We start from the raw sequence: 17066 nt of genomic DNA, 5'->3' as shown, positions 1-17066 counted from the left end.
ACTATTTTTTGCTTCAGGCTTTTTGATTTTCGATTCAAACGAGGATTCATTTTAAAAAATCTCAAGTTTGACTGCATAATCAAACATTTTCTTTACAAATCGCAATTATTAGTAGTGCAATCGGCTATAGATGAAATAGCATTAATTGAACCGAGCTTGACGACTTATTTCTAATCGAATTTAATGAGGAGGCATACGGTAGCTACTGAAGTTAAAATCTACAAGTCAACAGCAAAAATTAAAAACTATGTACTTTTTTATGATTTTTTTCAGTTGGTGTTAGAGGCTAGGGTTGTGCTGCAATTTACTAGGAAGAGAAATGAGTACTAGAAGAATATCGCTATTGCAGTTATTAGCAACCAATTTAGCTGTACAGTCTCGGTCATCTCATCAGCGGCAAATTCAAAACCAGTGCCAACCAGTCATGCAGAATCGAGGTGAGATCGTTAAACTGCTTGCCAATTCCCAGTCAACCATTGCTGCTTATGCCATCTTATGACGCTGCGTAAAAAGACATTAATTATTACTGGCATGACGCTATTCAGTCTATTTGTAGCGCTGTATAGCACTTCCAAAACAATTTTATTAGATGGGTTTACCCAAGTGGAAGAACAGGATGCCGACCAAAATGTCCGCCGCATCGTGCAAGCATACAATGATGAGCTGAACAAATTAAACATCATGAATGGCGATGAGGCAGAGTGGGATGGTACTTATACCGATATTGAAACTGGCAATCTTGAATATTTTCAAAACGCATTTAACTATGCTTCGCTCGTAAGATCGAATCTCGATCTAATTATGTATATCCGTCGCCGCGATCGACGGATAGTCTATAATGGCTTCATCACGCCTTATACAAAACAGGCTTTACCAGTACCGAAAAGCCTGCAAAAATACTTCCAGCAACCAGAATTTTTCTCAAACTCAAATAATGACGATCCCCAGCAAATGGGGTTGTTACAGCTACCTGAAGGACTGATGTTGATTGCCGTGCGGCAAATTTTAACCAGTGAAGGCAAAGGTCCAAGTCGCGGCATTCTCGTTATGGGACGCTATTTGGATGTCAAACAGCTAGCAGCAAAGACTCATTTTGATATTGCCTTAGAGCGATTAGACCATCCGCCCATACCCTTAGACTTTCAAAGAGCAGAGCAAACTTTAATTAAAAACGAGCAAGTCTTCGTGCGATCGCTCGATGAAAGTACGATTGCTGGCTACGCGATGCTGCGAAATATGGAAGGGAATCCAGCCGCAATCTTGCGCGTAAATTTACCAAGGCAGATCTACCAACGCGGACAACTCAGCGTTCGTTATCTCGTGTGGTTGTTGTTGTTGGTTGGTTTGGTCTTTAGCGTCACGACTTTACTACTATTAGAAAAACTCGTCCTGTCACGCATAGCGCGTTTAAGCAGTGATGTCAGCCGAATCGGTGCTAGTAGCGACCTGCGTTCCCGCGTTGAAATACCTGGTAACGACGAATTAGCCTGTCTAGCCAGTACGATTAATTGGATGCTAACTCAGCTGAACCAATCTCAAGCGGCACTACTTAAAAGTGAAGAACGCTATCGCGTATTTCTCGCCCAAAGCTCCGAAGGTATTTGGCGTTGTGAATTAGAGCGACCAGTAGCAATTCAAGCTGCTTTAGAGATCCAAGTCAATGACTTTTACCAGCACGGCTATCTCGCTGAATGCAACGAAGTCTTGGCACGTATGTTCGGTTACGCCAGTGTAGGTGAGATGCTAGGAGCGAGGATCGGTGAATTTTTACCCAAGTCCATTCCCGCTAACATAGAGTTTTTTCGCGCCTTCATCAGTTCTGGCTATCGCTTGGTAGATGCTGAATTGTGCGAATTCGATCGCCACGGTAATCTCCGCTACTTTCTCAACAATCTCATCGGTATTGTCGAAAATGGCTATCTAGTGCGAGTTTGGGGCGTACAACACGACATCACCGCCCGCAAACAGGCAGAAGAAGCCCTTGTCAGGGCAAAAATCGCTGAAGCTGCCAACTTAGAACTGACGCGAGAAATTAACGAGCGCAAGCGGATCGAACTCGCTCTCTCGCGTGAAAAAGAACTAGCACAAGTGACATTACACTCAATTGGCGATGCCGTCATTACCACAGATGCAGAGGGTTACGTTCAATCGCTCAATCCCGTAGCAGAAAAACTCACCCGTTGGGATGGCGAACAAGCTAGAGGACTACCCCTCGATTGTGTCTTCAAGATTGTCAATGAAATTACGCGGGAGACATTAGACAATCCCATAGAGCGAGTTTTAGATGAAAGTCGAATTGTCAAATCCTCTTACAACACCTTGTTAATCGGACGGGATGGGACGGAATTTGCGATCGATCACTCAGCTGCACCAATTTATGCTAGCGATCGCCAACTGATCGGTAGCATTTTAGTGTTTCGCGACATCACTCAAGCCAACACGATGGCGAGACAACTAGCATGGCAAGCCAGCCACGACCCCTTAACCGAACTCTACAACCGACGAGAATTTGAGAAACGCTTGGCTACTGCCGTCCACAGCGCCCAAAATGGCAGCATCCAGCACGTTCTCTGCTACCTCGATCTCGATCAATTCAAAATTATCAACGATACTTGCGGACATGCAGCTGGAGATATGCTGCTGCGCCATATTAGCAGTTTGCTACCGACTCAATTACGTAAAACTGATACTCTAGCCCGCTTAGGCGGGGATGAATTTGGCATCTTACTCTACTCGTGTCCCTTAGAACAAGCAACTCAAATTGCTAGCGTGCTGCGGCAGCAAATCAACGATTATCGCTTCGTGTGGCAAGACAAAACCTTTACCGTTGGTGTCAGCATCGGTCTAGTAGAAATCAATATTACCACTCCTAGTGTTGCTAGCGTCTTAAGTGCTGCCGATGCTGCTTGCTATGTTGCCAAAAACAAAGGGCGGAACCGCGTCCACGTCTACCAACTCGACGATACCGAACTTGCCATTCAACAAGGAGAAATGCAGTGGGTGACGCGCCTACCTCAAGCATTGGAAGACAACCGTTTTCGCTTATTCTATCAGCCGATCGCCGCGATCGCTCCGACCAGCGTTGGATTGCCACATCACTGTGAAGTGTTGCTGCGGCTGGAGGATGAGACGGGAAAATTAGTCTCGCCGATGGCATTTATTCCTGCTGCCGAACGCTACCATCTGATGCACCGGATCGATCGCTGGGTGATTCAAACTTTGTTTCGTCACTTAATGCTGTCCTCAACTGCTCGTCTGCCTCATGTTTATGCAGTGAATCTATCTGGTGCAACGCTAAATGACGAACAGTTTATTTCTTTTGTTCAAGAGCAATTTGCTCTCACGGAGATTTGTCCCCAGTTAATTTGTTTTGAAGTGACGGAGACTGTAGCCATTACGAATTTAGCAAAAGCCGCAGCCGTAATGCGCCAACTCAAAGCGCTAGGCTGTAGTTTTGCCCTAGACGACTTTGGTAGCGGCATGTCTAGCTTTGCCTATCTGAAAAACTTACCTGTAGATTATTTAAAGATCGATGGGGTATTTGTACGGGAAATCGTCTCTGACCCGATCGCTGCTGAAATGGTAGCAGCGATCGCTAAAATTGCTAGCGTCATGGGGATTCAGACGATCGCTGAATTTGTGGAAGACGAGTTTATTTTAGACAAGCTGCGCCAATTAGGAGTTGATTACGCTCAAGGTTATGGCATTTCTCAACCGAAAGCGCTGACGCTCAATCCCCCTATGACACGACTGCATAGTCAGTTGGGGTATTGCAGTTAAATAATATTGAAGGCTCAAAATCGGATAAGGGCTGAACCGGATATTGTGCCAACCACTGCTGAAAAGAGCGCCCACCCTGCTCGATATACTCTTCCAGGGCAGTGAGGCAACTGCGACGATAGAAACCGCACAAAGGCTCCCAACCTTTGGGATGGCGCGGAAGCAGAGCGATCGTCTCCTTCGGCATTTCTACCAATTCTCGCGCCCAATCTTGCAACACTTCCAACCGCAAGCAAGGTAGATCGCACGCCAGTAACAGCACCCACTCTGTTTCTACATGAATTAATCCTTGGGCAAAGCCTGTTAGAGGGCTATTGGTAGTTGGTGAGTTGCTGGCGGCTAGTGACTGGTGACTAGAATTGCTTCCTTGTCCCCCTTGTCCCCCTTGTCCCCCTTGTCCCTTTGTCCCCCTGTCCCCCTGCTCCCTGCTCCCCGCTCCCTGCTCCCTAATAAACTCACACCCAACAGGAAGTAAATGCTGATAGCGCTCTTGCCAGGGAGTTACGACATAGACGCGATCGCATAATGCAATTGCCACTTCACACACTTTTTGTAACAACGGTACGCCATCAACTGGAAGTAGAGCTTTATCCCGTCCCATCCGCGAACTTTTACCCCCCGCTAGAACGATGCCAGAAAGGGAAGTCGGGTGTGGGGTGTAGGGTGTGGGGTGTGGTGAGTCAATTCTCTCCCTCAGCTCCCTCAGCTCCCTCAGCTGGGCGACTCTCTCTTTCCCCTGCTCCCTGCTCCCTGCTCCCTGCTCCCTATTCACTGACAACTGATAACTGATAACTGATAACTGACTCATATTGCCAAATAGCGCCGTAAAAAACTCTCTAGGTTTTCTATTTTGAGATGATAGATTTCCTCTAACTGAGCAATTTCTTCGCGAGTGCAGAAAAATTCGTTGTCTAGTAAAGTGCGGAAAGTGCCTAAAGCTTTTTGCAAGGAAGGATTAAACAAACCCGTTACAGTTCTGAATCCGTCTACCGCAAGTAAGGGAGGATTAATAATAATTGGTTCGATATTGAAAATCTTACCGAGAATGTGCGGTACATCTTGCCGTTGTAATATTTCCGCTCCTCCAACCGAGAAAGTGCGGTTACGCGCTTCTGGAAGCATGAATGAGTTAACAATTATTTGTGCTAAATCGTCAGTACTAACAATAGAAGTGCGGTTTTTGCCATCACCAACTAGTAAATAAATTCCTGTTTGTCGGAATCTTTCTGCCAATGGTAGGAGGTTAGAAGCAAGTCCGGCTGGACGTAAAATTGTATAATTAATTCCGCTTGCTTGCAAATACTTTTCTACAGCACGCTTTGCTTTGAATACTGGTGCATCTTCATAACCGCGATCTGCTCCTAAGACAGAGATAAAAACAAAGTGCTGTACTTTCTGTTCTTTAGCTCGGTCGATCAACTCAATATTGGCATGGTAGTCTAGGGCGAAGGCATTGCCATCGGAACCGTGAGCGCTAACAATGTACTGTACTCCCTGACAAGCTTTTTGAATATCTCGATCGACTTGCAGATCGCCGATAAAGATTTCTGCGCCTCGATGTTCTAACTCACTATAGCGAGATAGCAGACGCACAAAAGCACGCACGGGCATTCCCCGTTCTCGGAGCGATCGCACCACCCTCCTGCCAATTCCTCCTGTTGCTCCGGTAACCAAAAACATGTTGCTAACTCCCTAGAGGATAAAATGTACGCTTGAGGCAAGTCACAAATTCTCTAGTACCTCATTCATGTTAATCACTACAACAGGAATTAGGGGGAAATTTATTCTTTCGGGTAAAAGTTTTCCGTTCGAGCAATTTAAGCAATTTATTTTATAGCTGATGTCAGCAAGTCAAAAGTTTCGTATGAGCGGGTTTATTTTAAAAGAGCGCATAACTCAGGTGAGATTTATTGTTTAAATGTGCGATCGCAGAGCTAATGAGTTTAATTGGATTGACTCAAGCATTTGACTCAGCGACCGTAATAAATAGCAAAAAACGGGCGATCGCAACTCACCCGTTATCAGTTGTCAGTTGTCAGTTATCAGCGAACAGTGACTGGTGACTAGACCAAAACTAAGAATTTAGCCACCAGCCACCAGCCACTAACCACTCATGACTTACTCTATTGGCTATTCACCGATAATTTCTGGTTGAGTCAACTCGTCAGACATCTCAATGATGGCGCGGATGACTGGTTTCATCATCGGATCGTCTACATTATCAAAATCTTCATAACGGCGACGTTTAGCACGGTTGGCGACTTGGACGGTAATTCGATAGCGGTTCGATGCTGCGTCGATCAGCTCTTCCGCACGGTGCATAATTTGAGATTGGGTTGTCTCGAACTTAGAACGCTTCAGCATGGCAATTGGTCGTTGAAGATAACTTCCATTGTAAGTCACTTAACCAAAGCAACCGCTCGCATCTTCTTTGGTAAAGTCTTGCTATGGCAATAACTTAATCTGTAATTGGGGACCGGATTTAGCCAGTCGAATCACCGTACCATTTATGACTGAAATCGATTCTGTAATTGGTTGACCATCTATATAAGTGCCATTTGCACCTAAATTCACTAACTGCCATTGTCCCTTTGTCACATGTAATTCGGCATGATAGCGAGAAACAACAGCACTATATAGAATTACCTGATTGTCTGTTGCCCGTCCGACGCGGACAACAGATTCAGTTTCAAACGTCCAATTTTGGACGGGAGTACCATTTTGAGGATGTAGCAGAGTAATTGTAATCACTTTAGCCAGGGCAAGAATAAGCTACAAGTAGCTATGAAAGTTGGAACAGAAAAGTTACTAAGTCTCCCTTACCTAAAGCAATGCGATCGCCCATCCGCAAGCGGTGACGATTACCTGGTAAAAGGGGCATATTGTTGATGTAAGTTCCGTTGGAACTGCCCACATCTTCTATGTAGTAAGCATCTCCTTCAATGCGAATGTCGGCATGAATGCGCGAGACGATTTCGGAATTAGGAAACCCAGCCACGTCAACATCCGGAGGAATGCGATCGTTAGGCTTGCCAATATGCACCACAGAAAGAGTTGGTGGTAGCTCGATGAGAGTATTGGTCTGGACGTGAAACAGCTTGGCAATCTGCTGCTGCAATTGGGTTTTGGAACTCGAAACCACGGGCATTGGTGGTATGGGAGTGGGTTGGGATACTGCTGGCGGTGGTGGTGTTGGTGTTGGCGGTGTGAATGGTGCTGGCGGGGGAGGAGGGTTAACACTGCTACTCTTACGAGATTCTGCGATTGGTTCTGGCTCTGGAGTTGGCGCTGGTGGTATTATCGGTTCTGGCTCTGGAGTCGGTGATAGGTCGCGGTGAATGATTTCCACTACAGGTGCAGGTGATTCTAGCTCTATAGCTGGCTCTACTCTGGGTTCCTCTACCATCGGTTCCTCTACGATCGGTTCTGGAACAGCCAAGTTTGGTTGAGTCGGTGGTAGGTCACCAAGATCTAGCGGCGTTCCTTCGGCGACAGTTGCTAAGTCAGCACTGAGATCGTAGCCACATTGTCCGCAGAACCTTGCATCAGTTTGTACGGGTGCGCCACAGTTAGGACAACTAGTAGTAGCTGGTAGAGGTGTGTAGCAAGCTTCGCAGGCTTGCGCCCCTTCTGGGTTGAGGTGATTGCAATTAGGGCAAACGATCATGAAGTCAATCCCTGTGAACAGTTTTTGATTTTAAGCGCTACTCTTCGGGTAATTGCAAGCCTTGTCCGGCTGCTCGATCTAACAACCACCAAAGTTCTCCTTGGGGTTGAACGAACCGTGCAGGATAGGTATAATCGTCCGCTACGGATGCAAATACCTGTGCTAATGCCGCTTGCTTGTTCGCACCTGATACTAAAAACATGGTGCAACGAGCTTGATTGATAGTAGGGATAGTAAATGTGATCCGAGGTTGTCCATCTTTGTTCCCAACGGTAACTATGCGATCGCATACTTGTAAAGCCGCAGTATGAGGAAACAAGGACGCTGTATGTCCGTCATCTCCTATCCCCAATAAATTTACATCCAAAGCGGGAAATTCACCCGATTTTAGTTGAAAAAACTCTTTAAGATGGGTTTCGTATTGAAGGGCAGCGTCAGCAGGATCGGCTGCATCGGTGGGCATGGGGTGGATATTCTCGGCAGGAATCTCAACTTTATCTAACCAAGCTTGTCGTGCCATCCGCTGATTGCTATCTGGGCTATCGGGAGGAACGTATCGTTCGTCACCCCAAAAAACGTGAACTTTCTCCCAAGGTAATGCTTGGGCAGCGATCGCTTCATAAAGAGGTTTAGGCGTGCTACCACCTGATAAGGCGATGGTACACAGTCCCCGTGCTTGAATGGCGTTGTGCATTTGGGCGAGGGTGAGTTCGAGCGATCGCTGGACTAGCGCCGCTAGATCTGGTAGGACTTCAACTTTTTTGTGCATTGTTATAGCAGTGTTATAGCAGTGCAATTTATACTCTCAGTTAAAATGTACCGAAGCTGTTACATTTTACAAGGGGCTAGGGGCTAGGGGCTAGGGGCTGGAGGAAGAGAGCTGAGGGGGAGCAGGGAGCAGGGAGCAGGGGGACAAGGGAGAGAAGAGAGCTGAGGAAGCGCAAGGTTGCTGAGGGAGCTGAGGGAGCAACTCAAAATTCACGCATTCAAAATTCACGCATTCAAAATTCAAAATTTCCTCACACCCCACACCCTGTTCGCCGATCGGCGATCGCTGATAACTGATAACTGATAACTGATAACTGATAACTGATAACTGATAACTGATAACTGATAACTGTAAAGTTTTGTTTTGTGAACGCTACTAGAATTATCCGAGAAAGTTTAATTATTTTCACCCGCTATCCAGAGCCGGGGAAGACAAAAACAAGACTGATCCCAGCTTTAGGTGCAGAAAAAGCAGCTTTATTGCATCGCCAGATGACCGAGCATACCCTAGCGCAGGTGAAGCGACTGCAAGCACAGCGTTCTGTCAGGGTAGAAGTTTGTTTTGCTGGTGGAAACTCTAATTTGATGATGCAGTGGTTGGGAAATGACTTGATTTATACAGTCCAAGGAGAGGGAGATCTCGGGACTCGCATGGCGCGATCGCTTGCCAATACATTTGATGATGGTGCTAACTATGCTGCGATCGTCGGCACTGACTGCCCTGGATTAAATGCAGGGTCGATCGCAGCAGCTTTTGACCAGTTGCATCGGGTTTGCGATCTCGTTCTTGGTCCAGCTGTTGATGGCGGTTACTATTTACTCGGTCTGCGCCGTTTTATTCCAGAGTTATTTGTCGGGGTGAATTGGGGATCTCCTGAAGTCTTATCCCAAACAGTTGCGATCGCCAAACGGTTGAATTTATCTGTTGCTTACTTACCCCAACTACCAGATGTCGATCGCCCAGAGGATCTGTATGTTTGGGAGCAGAGATCGTCGTGAAAGGAATAGGGAAGCAATTCAAAATTCAAAATTCCCCGACTCCCGACTCCCGACTCCCGACTCCCGATGTCCCATTCGAGGAAGAGAAGATTTCGATTATTATTCCGGCGGTGAATGAAGCACGAGCGATCGAGAAAACTTTAGCTAGCACGCAAACAGGGACAAATGTAGAAGTTATTGTTGTGGACGGTGGCAGCCAAGATGATACTGTGGCGATCGCGTCTGCTTGGGGGGCAAAAGTGTTGTCCGTTCCCCAAGGACGCGCCAAGCAAATGAATCTAGGTGCAACCGCAGCAACGGGGGAAATTTTACTGTTTCTTCACGCCGATACCCTTTTACCATTTGGGTTTGACGCAATGGTACGCGCTGCAATAGCACAACCTCACGCGATCGCGGGAGCTTTTCGCTTACAAATTGATTCGCCTTTAAGTAGCTTGCGGTTAATTGAATGGGGAGTCAATTGGCGATCGCGACTTCTGAAAATGCCTTACGGCGACCAAGCTATTTTTATCAGATCGTCTGTATTTCATCAGTTGGGGAAATTTCCCGAACTACCCATGATGGAAGATTTTGAACTGATGCGACGCTTACAACGAAAAGGACGCATCGTTATTCTGCCTACACCCGTGCTTACCTCCCCCCGCCGTTGGCTCAAACAAGGTGTTTGTCAAACTACACTCAAAAACCAGATCGCAATTATTTCTTATTTGTTAGGCGTTGCACCCGCTAAAATTGCTGCTTGGTATCGAGGAAAAAGTAGTAGTTAACGGTTAACTGTCAACTGTCAACCGTCAACCACTCACACAGTTGTCACCGCATATTTAGCTAACTGAAGCAGCCGTTGTCTTAAGGTTTCCAATCCCAGGCGCTTCTCGGCAGAAATAAATACAGCTTGGGGAAACTCAGATTGCGCCAGTGCGAGAGTGTCGCTATCAGCTCGATCGATTTTGTTGAGTGCCAACAGAATTGGACCCGGGGTAACGGGCATTTCTGATAAGATGCCCATCACGGCACGGATTTGACTTTGCCAAGCTGGATGGGATAAATCTACAACATGCAGTAAAGCATCGGCTTCCGTCACTTCTTCTAATGTTGCCCGAAAAGCATCCATTAGCGATGCAGGTAGTTCGTGAATGAACCCTACTGTATCTGTCAAGACAATCTCTTGCGGTGTACCTGTCTCTGTATCTGCGATCGCTAGACGGCGTGTCGTCGGGTCGAGGGTAGCAAATAGCTGGTCGGCAGTATAGACTTCAGCATTTGTTAAAGCATTTAACAATGTCGATTTACCAGCATTGGTATAGCCAACTAAGGCGATTGAGGGGACTTCTTGGTGTTGGCGCTGTTGACGCAGTCGCGAGCGATGTGCTTGGAGCTGGTTGACTTCTTGTTGCAGTCGTGATATGCGACGACTAATTGCCCGTCGTTCAGTTTCTAATTTTGTTTCCCCAGGACCGCGAGTTCCAATTCCACCACCCAATCGAGACATGGCTTGACCTCTACCCGTCAGACGGGGCAGCATGTATTCTAGCTGGGCTAGCTCAACTTGTAATTTACCCGCTCGTGACTGGGCGCGTTGGGCAAAAATATCTAAGATCACTTCCGTGCGATCGACGACTCTAATCCCAATTTGAATTTCCAAGTTACGCACTTGGGCGGGAGAAAGATCGCGATCGAAGACAATCAAGTTGGCTCCCAAAGTTTGAGCTGTGAGAGCAATTTCTTGCACTTTTCCCGCACCCACGACTGTTTGAGGATGAATGTGAGGGCGTTTTTGTTGTACTACCTGCAACACCTCACCGCCAGCTGTTTCTACCAAACGTCCCAATTCTGCCAAACGGTCTTGAAATTCTCGCGCCGCTGCGTTATCTGTCACAACTCCGACTAGTAAAACGCGATCGCGGTCTGTATCGACTTGTTGACCGATAAATTCCCGTCCGAACTCCGCCTCTAATCCTTCTACCAAGTCGAGGAAGTCTTGTTTGGTAAGGTTATCTAGGCTGAGGGGTGGGGATACACTCCATGCGGTTTGGGGAGTCGGTAGGGGCGCACTGCTGTGCGCCCGTACAGCGTCGGGAGTCGGGAGCGGAGATTCTATACTGGTGCTGGGTACTAAATGTGACAAGTAAGCTTCTTTCACGTATCCGGTGACTCCGCCACCCCGCTTTTCAAAGCCACCACTGGTAATATTGAGCGTTACGAGTGCATCTAGCCTTTGCAACGCCATTGATGTCAGCGCGGCTTCGTTTGGTGGCTCTGGTTTAAGCTGTGTGGCAATGCAGCGAATACCACTGAGTCTTTCCGCACCGTAGCGAGGTAATTCTAAAGGTGGGATTTGAGTTTGTCTGGGTGTCCCTACTCCGACTCGGATCGCTTGTCCGCGACGGTTAAGATAAACACAGACTGGCTGGTTAATGTCGCTACTAATTGCCGCTAACCGTTGGGCAAATTCAGGCGTAGTGAGGCGATCGCCTGGTAAGCGTTGATGGTAAAGTTTAGCGAGTTGCTTTAATTGGCTAGACTTTAGACCCTGTAAGTTTCCGTAGATAGTCTCGATAGGCTTTTTTATCCTCTGAATGCATCATTTCTATTCTACAAAAAAGGGAGTAGGGAGCAGGGAGTAGGGAGCAGGGGGGAAATTACGACTTACTCACTCCTCATTCCTACCCACATCTCGCCACTGTTTCACAGCCGTTTGCAACTGCGGTATCAGCCAATGGTCATATTGACCATATATAGGTAATCGGGGGACGAGTTGCCATCCAGCGGGTTTCAGAATTTCTGTTAACTTTTGTGCGGAAAGATGGGGATAGTCGGGGTTAACTTCATCTTTGGGACTTATTCCACCTAAATCTCTTGCTCCTGCTTCTATACAGGCTATTAACCACTTTGGATCTAAAACTAAATTAGGTGGAATTTGAATTGTAATATCTAAAGGTAAAATGTCCCTAGCTTTGCTAATAACTTCTGGCATTTGATGCGGGTTGAAAGCTGGTGCATCAAAGCTTTGCTGACTCCCAGGACTATGCGGCTGCAAAATGACTTCTTGAATGTGTCCCCAGCGTTGGTGTAGTGTGGCGATCGCCTCTAATGTCTCCCACCAATCTGTTTGAGTTTCGCCAATTCCCAGTAATAACCCAGTCGTAAACGGAATCTGTAATTTTCCCGCCCATTCTAATTGCTGCAATCTCAATTGTGGAATTTTACTAGGTGCGTGTCGATGTACTGTTTGTAATAATTCTGGTGTCAATTGTTCCAACATCAATCCCATTGAAACATTCACGGTTTTGCAGCGTTCCATTTCCGCAAAATTTAGAGGTCCAGCATTGGTGTGTGGCAAAAAACCCAGTTCCAAAGCAAGTTTGCATAACTGGTAAATCCTTTCAAACCAAGCATTCCTGCGGGGCGATCGCGGATGCACTTCACCGCTTAAAATCAAGATCTCGCATACGCCTTGCTTTTGCAGTTCCCTCAGAATCTTTGCTGCTGATTCTAATGTCATCCAAGGACTTTGACCGGGATCGGTACGAAAGTTGCAGTAACTACAGCGATTAAAGCATTCGTAAGTTGGAACTAAGGTATAAGCGGGGCTATAGGTGACAGTACCAGTCATAAGCAGGGAGCAGGGAGTAGGGAGTAGGGAGCAGTTATCAGTCAGCCAACAACTCATAACTAACTACCAACTTGTGATTAATATTTCTTAATTAAATTATTGATATTCATTTTTACATTTAGATACAATCAATCTGTAGAACTTGATGTAAAGAAGAGTTAAAAATTCTTCAGTCGATTAAATATAATTTAACAAAAACTGTAGCTATTACTGTAATTTGCTGTTCTCGCTCTTTCGTTGCCAAAAAAACAAAAATTAAACTAAAAAACCCTTTACAAAAATCAATTCCTAACGTTAATCTTCAATACAGGTGGTAAACATACTGCCTAAAATTTAATTATCAGTTCATTAACAGTTCAAACCAGCAATTATAGAACCATGACAACCACATTACAGCGCGAGCGCGGCTCCAGCGTGTGGGATCGGTTTTGCAACTGGGTCACTAGCACTGAAAACCGCCTTTACGTAGGTTGGTTCGGTGTATTGATGATTCCTACGTTGCTATCCGCTACCATCTGTTTCATCATCGCTTTCGTGGCTGCTCCTCCGGTAGACATCGATGGTATCCGCGAACCCGTTGCAGGTTCATTGATCTATGGCAACAACATCATCTCCGGTGCTGTTGTTCCTTCTTCTAACGCGATCGGTTTGCACTTCTACCCGATTTGGGAAGCTGCTTCTTTAGATGAGTGGCTCTACAACGGTGGTCCTTACCAGTTGGTAGTCTTCCACTTCCTCATCGGCATTTTTGCTTACATGGGTCGTCAGTGGGAATTATCCTACCGCTTGGGTATGCGTCCTTGGATCTGCGTAGCTTATAGCGCTCCTTTGGCTGCTGCTACCTCCGTGTTCCTGATTTACCCAATCGGACAAGGCTCCTTCTCTGATGGTATGCCTTTAGGGATCTCTGGAACCTTCAACTTTATGTTCGTGTTCCAAGCCGAACACAATATCCTGATGCATCCCTTCCACCAGTTAGGTGTAGCGGCTGTATTCGGCGGTTCTCTGTTCTCGGCTATGCACGGTTCTCTCGTTACCTCTTCTCTGGTACGCGAAACTACCGAAAACGAGTCTCAGAACTACGGCTATAAGTTCGGTCAAGAGGAAGAAACCTACAACATCGTTGCAGCGCACGGCTACTTTGGTCGTCTGATCTTCCAATACGCTTCCTTCAATAACAGTCGTTCCTTGCACTTCTTCTTGGGTGCTTGGCCCGTTGTCGGTATCTGGTTCACCGCATTAGGAATCAGCACGATGGCGTTCAACCTCAACGGCTTCAATTTCAACCAATCTGTTCTTGATTCCCAAGGTCGTGTCGTCAACACCTGGGCTGACGTACTCAACCGCGCTAACCTGGGTATGGAAGTCATGCACGAGCGTAACGCTCACAACTTCCCCCTCGACTTGGCTAGTGGTGAAGCTACTCCAGTTGCTTTAACCGCTCCTGCGATCAACGGTTAATTCAATAGCTCATAGCCGAGATGCGATCGCTCGTATCTCTCCATAAACATAAAGAGCGCCTTTCAGAGTTGAGGGGTGCTTTTTATTTGTATAGCAGGGAGCAGAAGAACAGGCGATTTCTATCTCCTCAAGCTCCAGTTGTGCGGTTGTTTTAGTGATTCTACTTTACCTTGGGCAATCAGCCAGCTAGCGGTTCGAGTTCTGAAGCGTGCGACAAATATATCTTCTCCAGGTTTGGCATAGACTCCTTGAAATTCATCTCCTTTAACTCTGGCGGGTTTACTAGCACAGTAAGTCATCTCTCCCTCAATACTGACGACAACAGCATTGTCTATCTCATAGTCATCAGGGAGTACAAAAATAGCATAGACTTGATGCCGACCTTTCCAGGGTCTGACGACAACTTTTTCGGGATGTATGCGATCGCTCTTGGTATCCGATCCTATCAAAGCTTCGCTCGGACATCGCGATACCTCGCTAGGCTTTCTTGGTAGAATCGAGCCGTTCAATAGAGCTATTGCAGCTGAGATAAAAGTCAATGCTGCTAGAGAAAAAAGGATTCGCTTCACTGTCGGTAAGTCTTGCGATGCTAATGCTCCGATCTTTTAAGTAACCGTCACTAGGCGGCGATAAATTGTGGCTAAAGCATCGGTATCGCCAACATTCCCAGGAAATAAAACCACAGGTAGATTAGGAAATTGCGGATGATCGACTGGTGTGCGTACCATCGAGCAACCAGCTAAAATTTGTCCTAACAAGCGGGCAGAAGTCAGGGCGAGTCCGTCACTTAAAACATCGTTGGAAGTGATTCCACCTTTACTAATTAAAAAGCCAATATCTGACGGTAAACCCTTGACTATATCCATCAACAGTGCTGAGACATCCGCACCAAACTGCAAGCGAGTTTGCATATCTGGAAAGACTAATTCTTTACGGCTAGTATAAACAACTGGAGTTTTTCCAGAGTTATGAACGGAGTTAATCTTTTCTAAAGTGCGATCGCGTAATTGATGTTTTTGGGTTGTAGAGTCTTCTAACAAATGAGCTACATCAATTTCAATCCCGACAACATCCGGTTCTTGCAGCAACCTTTCTAACTGTTGAGTTGTCTTTTTAACGTGGGAACCTACAATAACTGCACCTGGCTTTCCACCCCGTACATATCGAGACATCGCTTCAGCAGGAACCGGTTGGGTTGGTAAAGCTGCTAAAGCCGTCAACAAGCTAGCTGCACTGCGAAACAAAAAACGCTTTCCCTGACTAGCGGCGTTGAGAACGTTGGTAGCAAAGCGATTGAGATCGTCTTGAGTCTCTGCATCCACCACGACACATTGATTCCCTTCTAATTGCATCAATCTATCCAGTGTCGAGAAGCTATTCGTAATATCTGTACCGCTGCGAATCTCTGAGAGTAAAAACCTTTTTACTGAGAGCGCGGGAATGCGTCCTTTAGTCTTTTCTTCTACATAATCGGGTAAATAACTGTATGTATAACCGAAGACAGAATCACGAGCAAATTCGGTTTCATGAACTGGAGTGGGAACGCCATCCACAATTAAGTAATGCACGCTATCGCGGGTGACTCGTCCGCCTTCAAAGAAAGCTGGAACTAGAAAATGCGCGTCAAAAGGTCCTAGTTCTTCAGCGATCGCATCAGTTTCAATCGGGTAATGTCCCCGCAGTGTAGAATCAGAACGACTGACGATGAGGAAATCTGCAATTTTTTCCGCTGCCAAAGCTAGTTTTAAATTATGGCAGACTTCCTTAGTCACAGTTGCAGCTTTATCGGGAGGTAGCGATCGCGTATTTGTCAGCACGAAGAAAATTGGTGCGTCATCTTGCAACCCTAGCCGCAAAGTATCGATATCCCACCGCGTTAGCAACAAGCAACTGTGGACGGTTTGAGAGCCTGTTGGATCGTCATCGAGGACAATAATTTTCGGTTTAGTTGCCATGTTTGACGTTGAGCGCTGCCCTTGTTATTGTCTCATTTTTTGAGGGAGTAGGGAGCAGGGAGTAGTCAAAAGTGACTAGTGGCTGGTGGCTAGAAAAGAGTCTAGTTACTAGTCACTAGCCACCAGCCACTCTCAAATGACAAATGACAAATGACCAATCGCTAATTACCACCAAAACCGAATTCCAATTGAATCTGCCACTTTTTGCCGTCGTGTCGCAGTAGCGTTAAACAGCTAGCCGTAAACTCAAAGTAGAGTTGTCGCGTCTGAAATTCTTGCCATGCTAAGCGAAAGTTTTGTCTGGTTAAGTCTTTAAACCCTACTGTCATGTGGGGTGCAAAGGGACGAGTTTTGGATACGCGATCGACGATTCCCAATTTTGCTGCTAATTGTGCCATCAAATCGGTTTGTAAAGCTAGTAATTCAGCCGATCGCACCACGTCTATATATATTACGCGCGGAGGGAACGCTGCAAAACCATTGAGCGTAATTGGAATTGAGACGCGATCGCTGGCAAACTTCCGCAAGCACTCTTCTAAAGTAGGTAAGCCAGTATTTAACCACCCAAACGGCGGTTGTAACGTGATGTGGGGAGGAGATTTCAGCGCGGCGCGGCTGTGATACTGCGTGGCAAAATATTGTTTAATCTGGGTGGCATAGTCTTGAATATCTGGTGGAGGTAGTAGGGCAACAAAGAATAAACTGGTTTCGGTATTCAAGGTTGTTTGAAATGCACTTTAAAGTTATGTGAAGTTAAAATTTTGGCGATCGCAGTTGAAAATACTAAATGTTACATATTCATATTTAAGTTTAAAGGATGAGC

General features: G+C 46.3%; 17 protein-coding genes. 6 read left to right on the top strand and 11 right to left on the bottom strand.

The annotated features are described in order from the left end of the window. Positions 1-319: 319 nt before the first annotated feature. Complete coding sequence (locus tag QH73_RS20750; protein WP_132867430.1) at positions 320-499, top strand: hypothetical protein; 180 nt, start codon at positions 320-322, stop codon at positions 497-499. After that, positions 496-3780 (top strand): EAL domain-containing protein, encoded by a 3285-nt coding sequence (locus tag QH73_RS20745; protein WP_039713965.1) that lies wholly within the window; start codon positions 496-498, stop codon positions 3778-3780. Before QH73_RS20750 ends, QH73_RS20745 begins: the two co-directional genes overlap by 4 nt. On the opposite strand, the gene QH73_RS20740 is transcribed toward QH73_RS20745, so the two are convergent. From QH73_RS20740 to pgl, 6 genes are all read right to left on the bottom strand, one after another. Continuing rightward, entirely contained in the window at positions 3740-4465 is a 726-nt protein-coding gene (locus QH73_RS20740) for a molybdenum cofactor guanylyltransferase (protein WP_052289926.1), read from the bottom strand. The two genes, QH73_RS20745 and QH73_RS20740, sit on opposite strands and share 41 nt — an antisense overlap. Positions 4466-4584: 119 nt before the next feature. After that, entirely contained in the window at positions 4585-5460 is an 876-nt protein-coding gene (locus QH73_RS20735) for an SDR family oxidoreductase (RefSeq protein WP_039713966.1), read from the bottom strand. A gap of 450 nt (positions 5461-5910) precedes the next feature. Continuing rightward, positions 5911-6144: a DNA-directed RNA polymerase subunit omega gene (locus QH73_RS20730; protein ID WP_015156280.1), complete on the bottom strand. Its 234-nt coding sequence runs from the start codon at positions 6142-6144 to the stop codon at positions 5911-5913. An 81-nt stretch (positions 6145-6225) separates the two neighbouring features. Then, complete coding sequence (locus QH73_RS20725; RefSeq protein ID WP_039713967.1) at positions 6226-6531, bottom strand: FHA domain-containing protein; 306 nt, start codon at positions 6529-6531, stop codon at positions 6226-6228. A 31-nt stretch (positions 6532-6562) separates the two neighbouring features. Beyond that, entirely contained in the window at positions 6563-7447 is an 885-nt protein-coding gene (locus QH73_RS20720) for a double zinc ribbon and FHA domain-containing protein (RefSeq protein WP_039713968.1), read from the bottom strand. Positions 7448-7484: 37 nt separating this feature from the next. Then, positions 7485-8216 carry a 6-phosphogluconolactonase gene (gene pgl, locus QH73_RS20715; protein ID WP_039713969.1) on the bottom strand — a complete coding sequence of 244 codons (732 nt, stop codon included), beginning with the start codon at positions 8214-8216 and terminating at the stop codon, positions 7485-7487. 177 nt (positions 8217-8393) lie between these two features. On the opposite strand from pgl, the gene QH73_RS28945 reads away from it, so the two are divergent. From QH73_RS28945 to QH73_RS20705, 3 genes are all read left to right on the top strand, one after another. Continuing rightward, positions 8394-8519 carry a hypothetical protein gene (locus QH73_RS28945; RefSeq protein WP_286194148.1) on the top strand — a complete coding sequence of 42 codons (126 nt, stop codon included), beginning with the start codon at positions 8394-8396 and terminating at the stop codon, positions 8517-8519. A 62-nt stretch (positions 8520-8581) separates the two neighbouring features. After that, the gene (locus tag QH73_RS20710) at positions 8582-9214 is read left to right on the top strand and encodes a TIGR04282 family arsenosugar biosynthesis glycosyltransferase (RefSeq protein ID WP_039713970.1); all 633 of its coding nucleotides are present in this window, start codon (positions 8582-8584) and stop codon (positions 9212-9214) included. A gap of 89 nt (positions 9215-9303) precedes the next feature. Then, entirely contained in the window at positions 9304-9981 is a 678-nt protein-coding gene (locus tag QH73_RS20705; RefSeq protein ID WP_039714630.1) for a TIGR04283 family arsenosugar biosynthesis glycosyltransferase, read from the top strand. A 32-nt stretch (positions 9982-10013) separates the two neighbouring features. Here the strand turns inward: QH73_RS20705 and hflX are convergent, their stop codons facing one another. Both hflX and cofG read right to left on the bottom strand, forming a co-directional pair. Beyond that, the gene (gene hflX, locus QH73_RS20700; RefSeq protein ID WP_132867428.1) at positions 10014-11771 is read right to left on the bottom strand and encodes a GTPase HflX; all 1758 of its coding nucleotides are present in this window, start codon (positions 11769-11771) and stop codon (positions 10014-10016) included. 93 nt (positions 11772-11864) lie between these two features. Further along, positions 11865-12827, bottom strand: a complete 963-nt coding sequence (gene cofG / locus QH73_RS20695; RefSeq protein WP_039713972.1) for a 7,8-didemethyl-8-hydroxy-5-deazariboflavin synthase subunit CofG — start codon at positions 12825-12827, stop codon at positions 11865-11867. A 378-nt stretch (positions 12828-13205) separates the two neighbouring features. On the opposite strand from cofG, the gene psbA reads away from it, so the two are divergent. Continuing rightward, positions 13206-14288: a photosystem II q(b) protein gene (psbA, locus tag QH73_RS20690; protein ID WP_039713973.1), complete on the top strand. Its 1083-nt coding sequence runs from the start codon at positions 13206-13208 to the stop codon at positions 14286-14288. A gap of 119 nt (positions 14289-14407) precedes the next feature. Here psbA and QH73_RS20685 read toward each other — a convergent pair whose 3' ends face one another. From QH73_RS20685 to QH73_RS20675, 3 genes are all read right to left on the bottom strand, one after another. Beyond that, positions 14408-14857: a hypothetical protein gene (locus QH73_RS20685; RefSeq protein ID WP_132867427.1), complete on the bottom strand. Its 450-nt coding sequence runs from the start codon at positions 14855-14857 to the stop codon at positions 14408-14410. Positions 14858-14893: 36 nt separating this feature from the next. Then, on the bottom strand, positions 14894-16243 hold the full coding sequence (locus tag QH73_RS20680; protein ID WP_039713975.1) for a four-carbon acid sugar kinase family protein: 1350 nt from the start codon (positions 16241-16243) through the stop codon (positions 14894-14896). 161 nt (positions 16244-16404) lie between these two features. Continuing rightward, positions 16405-16962, bottom strand: a complete 558-nt coding sequence (locus QH73_RS20675) for a 2'-5' RNA ligase family protein (RefSeq protein ID WP_039713976.1) — start codon at positions 16960-16962, stop codon at positions 16405-16407. Positions 16963-17066: the final 104 nt, after the last annotated feature.

Source organism: Scytonema millei VB511283, assembly GCF_000817735.3.
Lineage (GTDB): Bacteria > Cyanobacteriota > Cyanobacteriia > Cyanobacteriales > Chroococcidiopsidaceae > Chroococcidiopsis > Chroococcidiopsis millei_B.
This window is presented reverse-complemented; position numbering and strand designations above follow the sequence as displayed.

What these genes read in the sequence shown, in the direction of transcription:
- cofG (WP_039713972.1), bottom strand. Translation starts at nt 12,827, where the DNA reads ATGACTGGTACTGTCACCTATAGCCCCGCTTATACCTTAGTTCCAACT.
- QH73_RS20680 (WP_039713975.1), bottom strand. Translation starts at nt 16,243, where the DNA reads ATGGCAACTAAACCGAAAATTATTGTCCTCGATGACGATCCAACAGGC.
- pgl (WP_039713969.1), bottom strand. Translation starts at nt 8,216, where the DNA reads ATGCACAAAAAAGTTGAAGTCCTACCAGATCTAGCGGCGCTAGTCCAG.
- QH73_RS20730 (WP_015156280.1), bottom strand. Translation starts at nt 6,144, where the DNA reads ATGCTGAAGCGTTCTAAGTTCGAGACAACCCAATCTCAAATTATGCAC.
- QH73_RS20750 (WP_132867430.1), top strand. Translation starts at nt 320, where the DNA reads ATGAGTACTAGAAGAATATCGCTATTGCAGTTATTAGCAACCAATTTA.
- QH73_RS20720 (WP_039713968.1), bottom strand. Translation starts at nt 7,447, where the DNA reads ATGATCGTTTGCCCTAATTGCAATCACCTCAACCCAGAAGGGGCGCAA.
- QH73_RS20745 (WP_039713965.1), top strand. Translation starts at nt 496, where the DNA reads ATGACGCTGCGTAAAAAGACATTAATTATTACTGGCATGACGCTATTC.
- QH73_RS20735 (WP_039713966.1), bottom strand. Translation starts at nt 5,460, where the DNA reads ATGTTTTTGGTTACCGGAGCAACAGGAGGAATTGGCAGGAGGGTGGTG.
- psbA (WP_039713973.1), top strand. Translation starts at nt 13,206, where the DNA reads ATGACAACCACATTACAGCGCGAGCGCGGCTCCAGCGTGTGGGATCGG.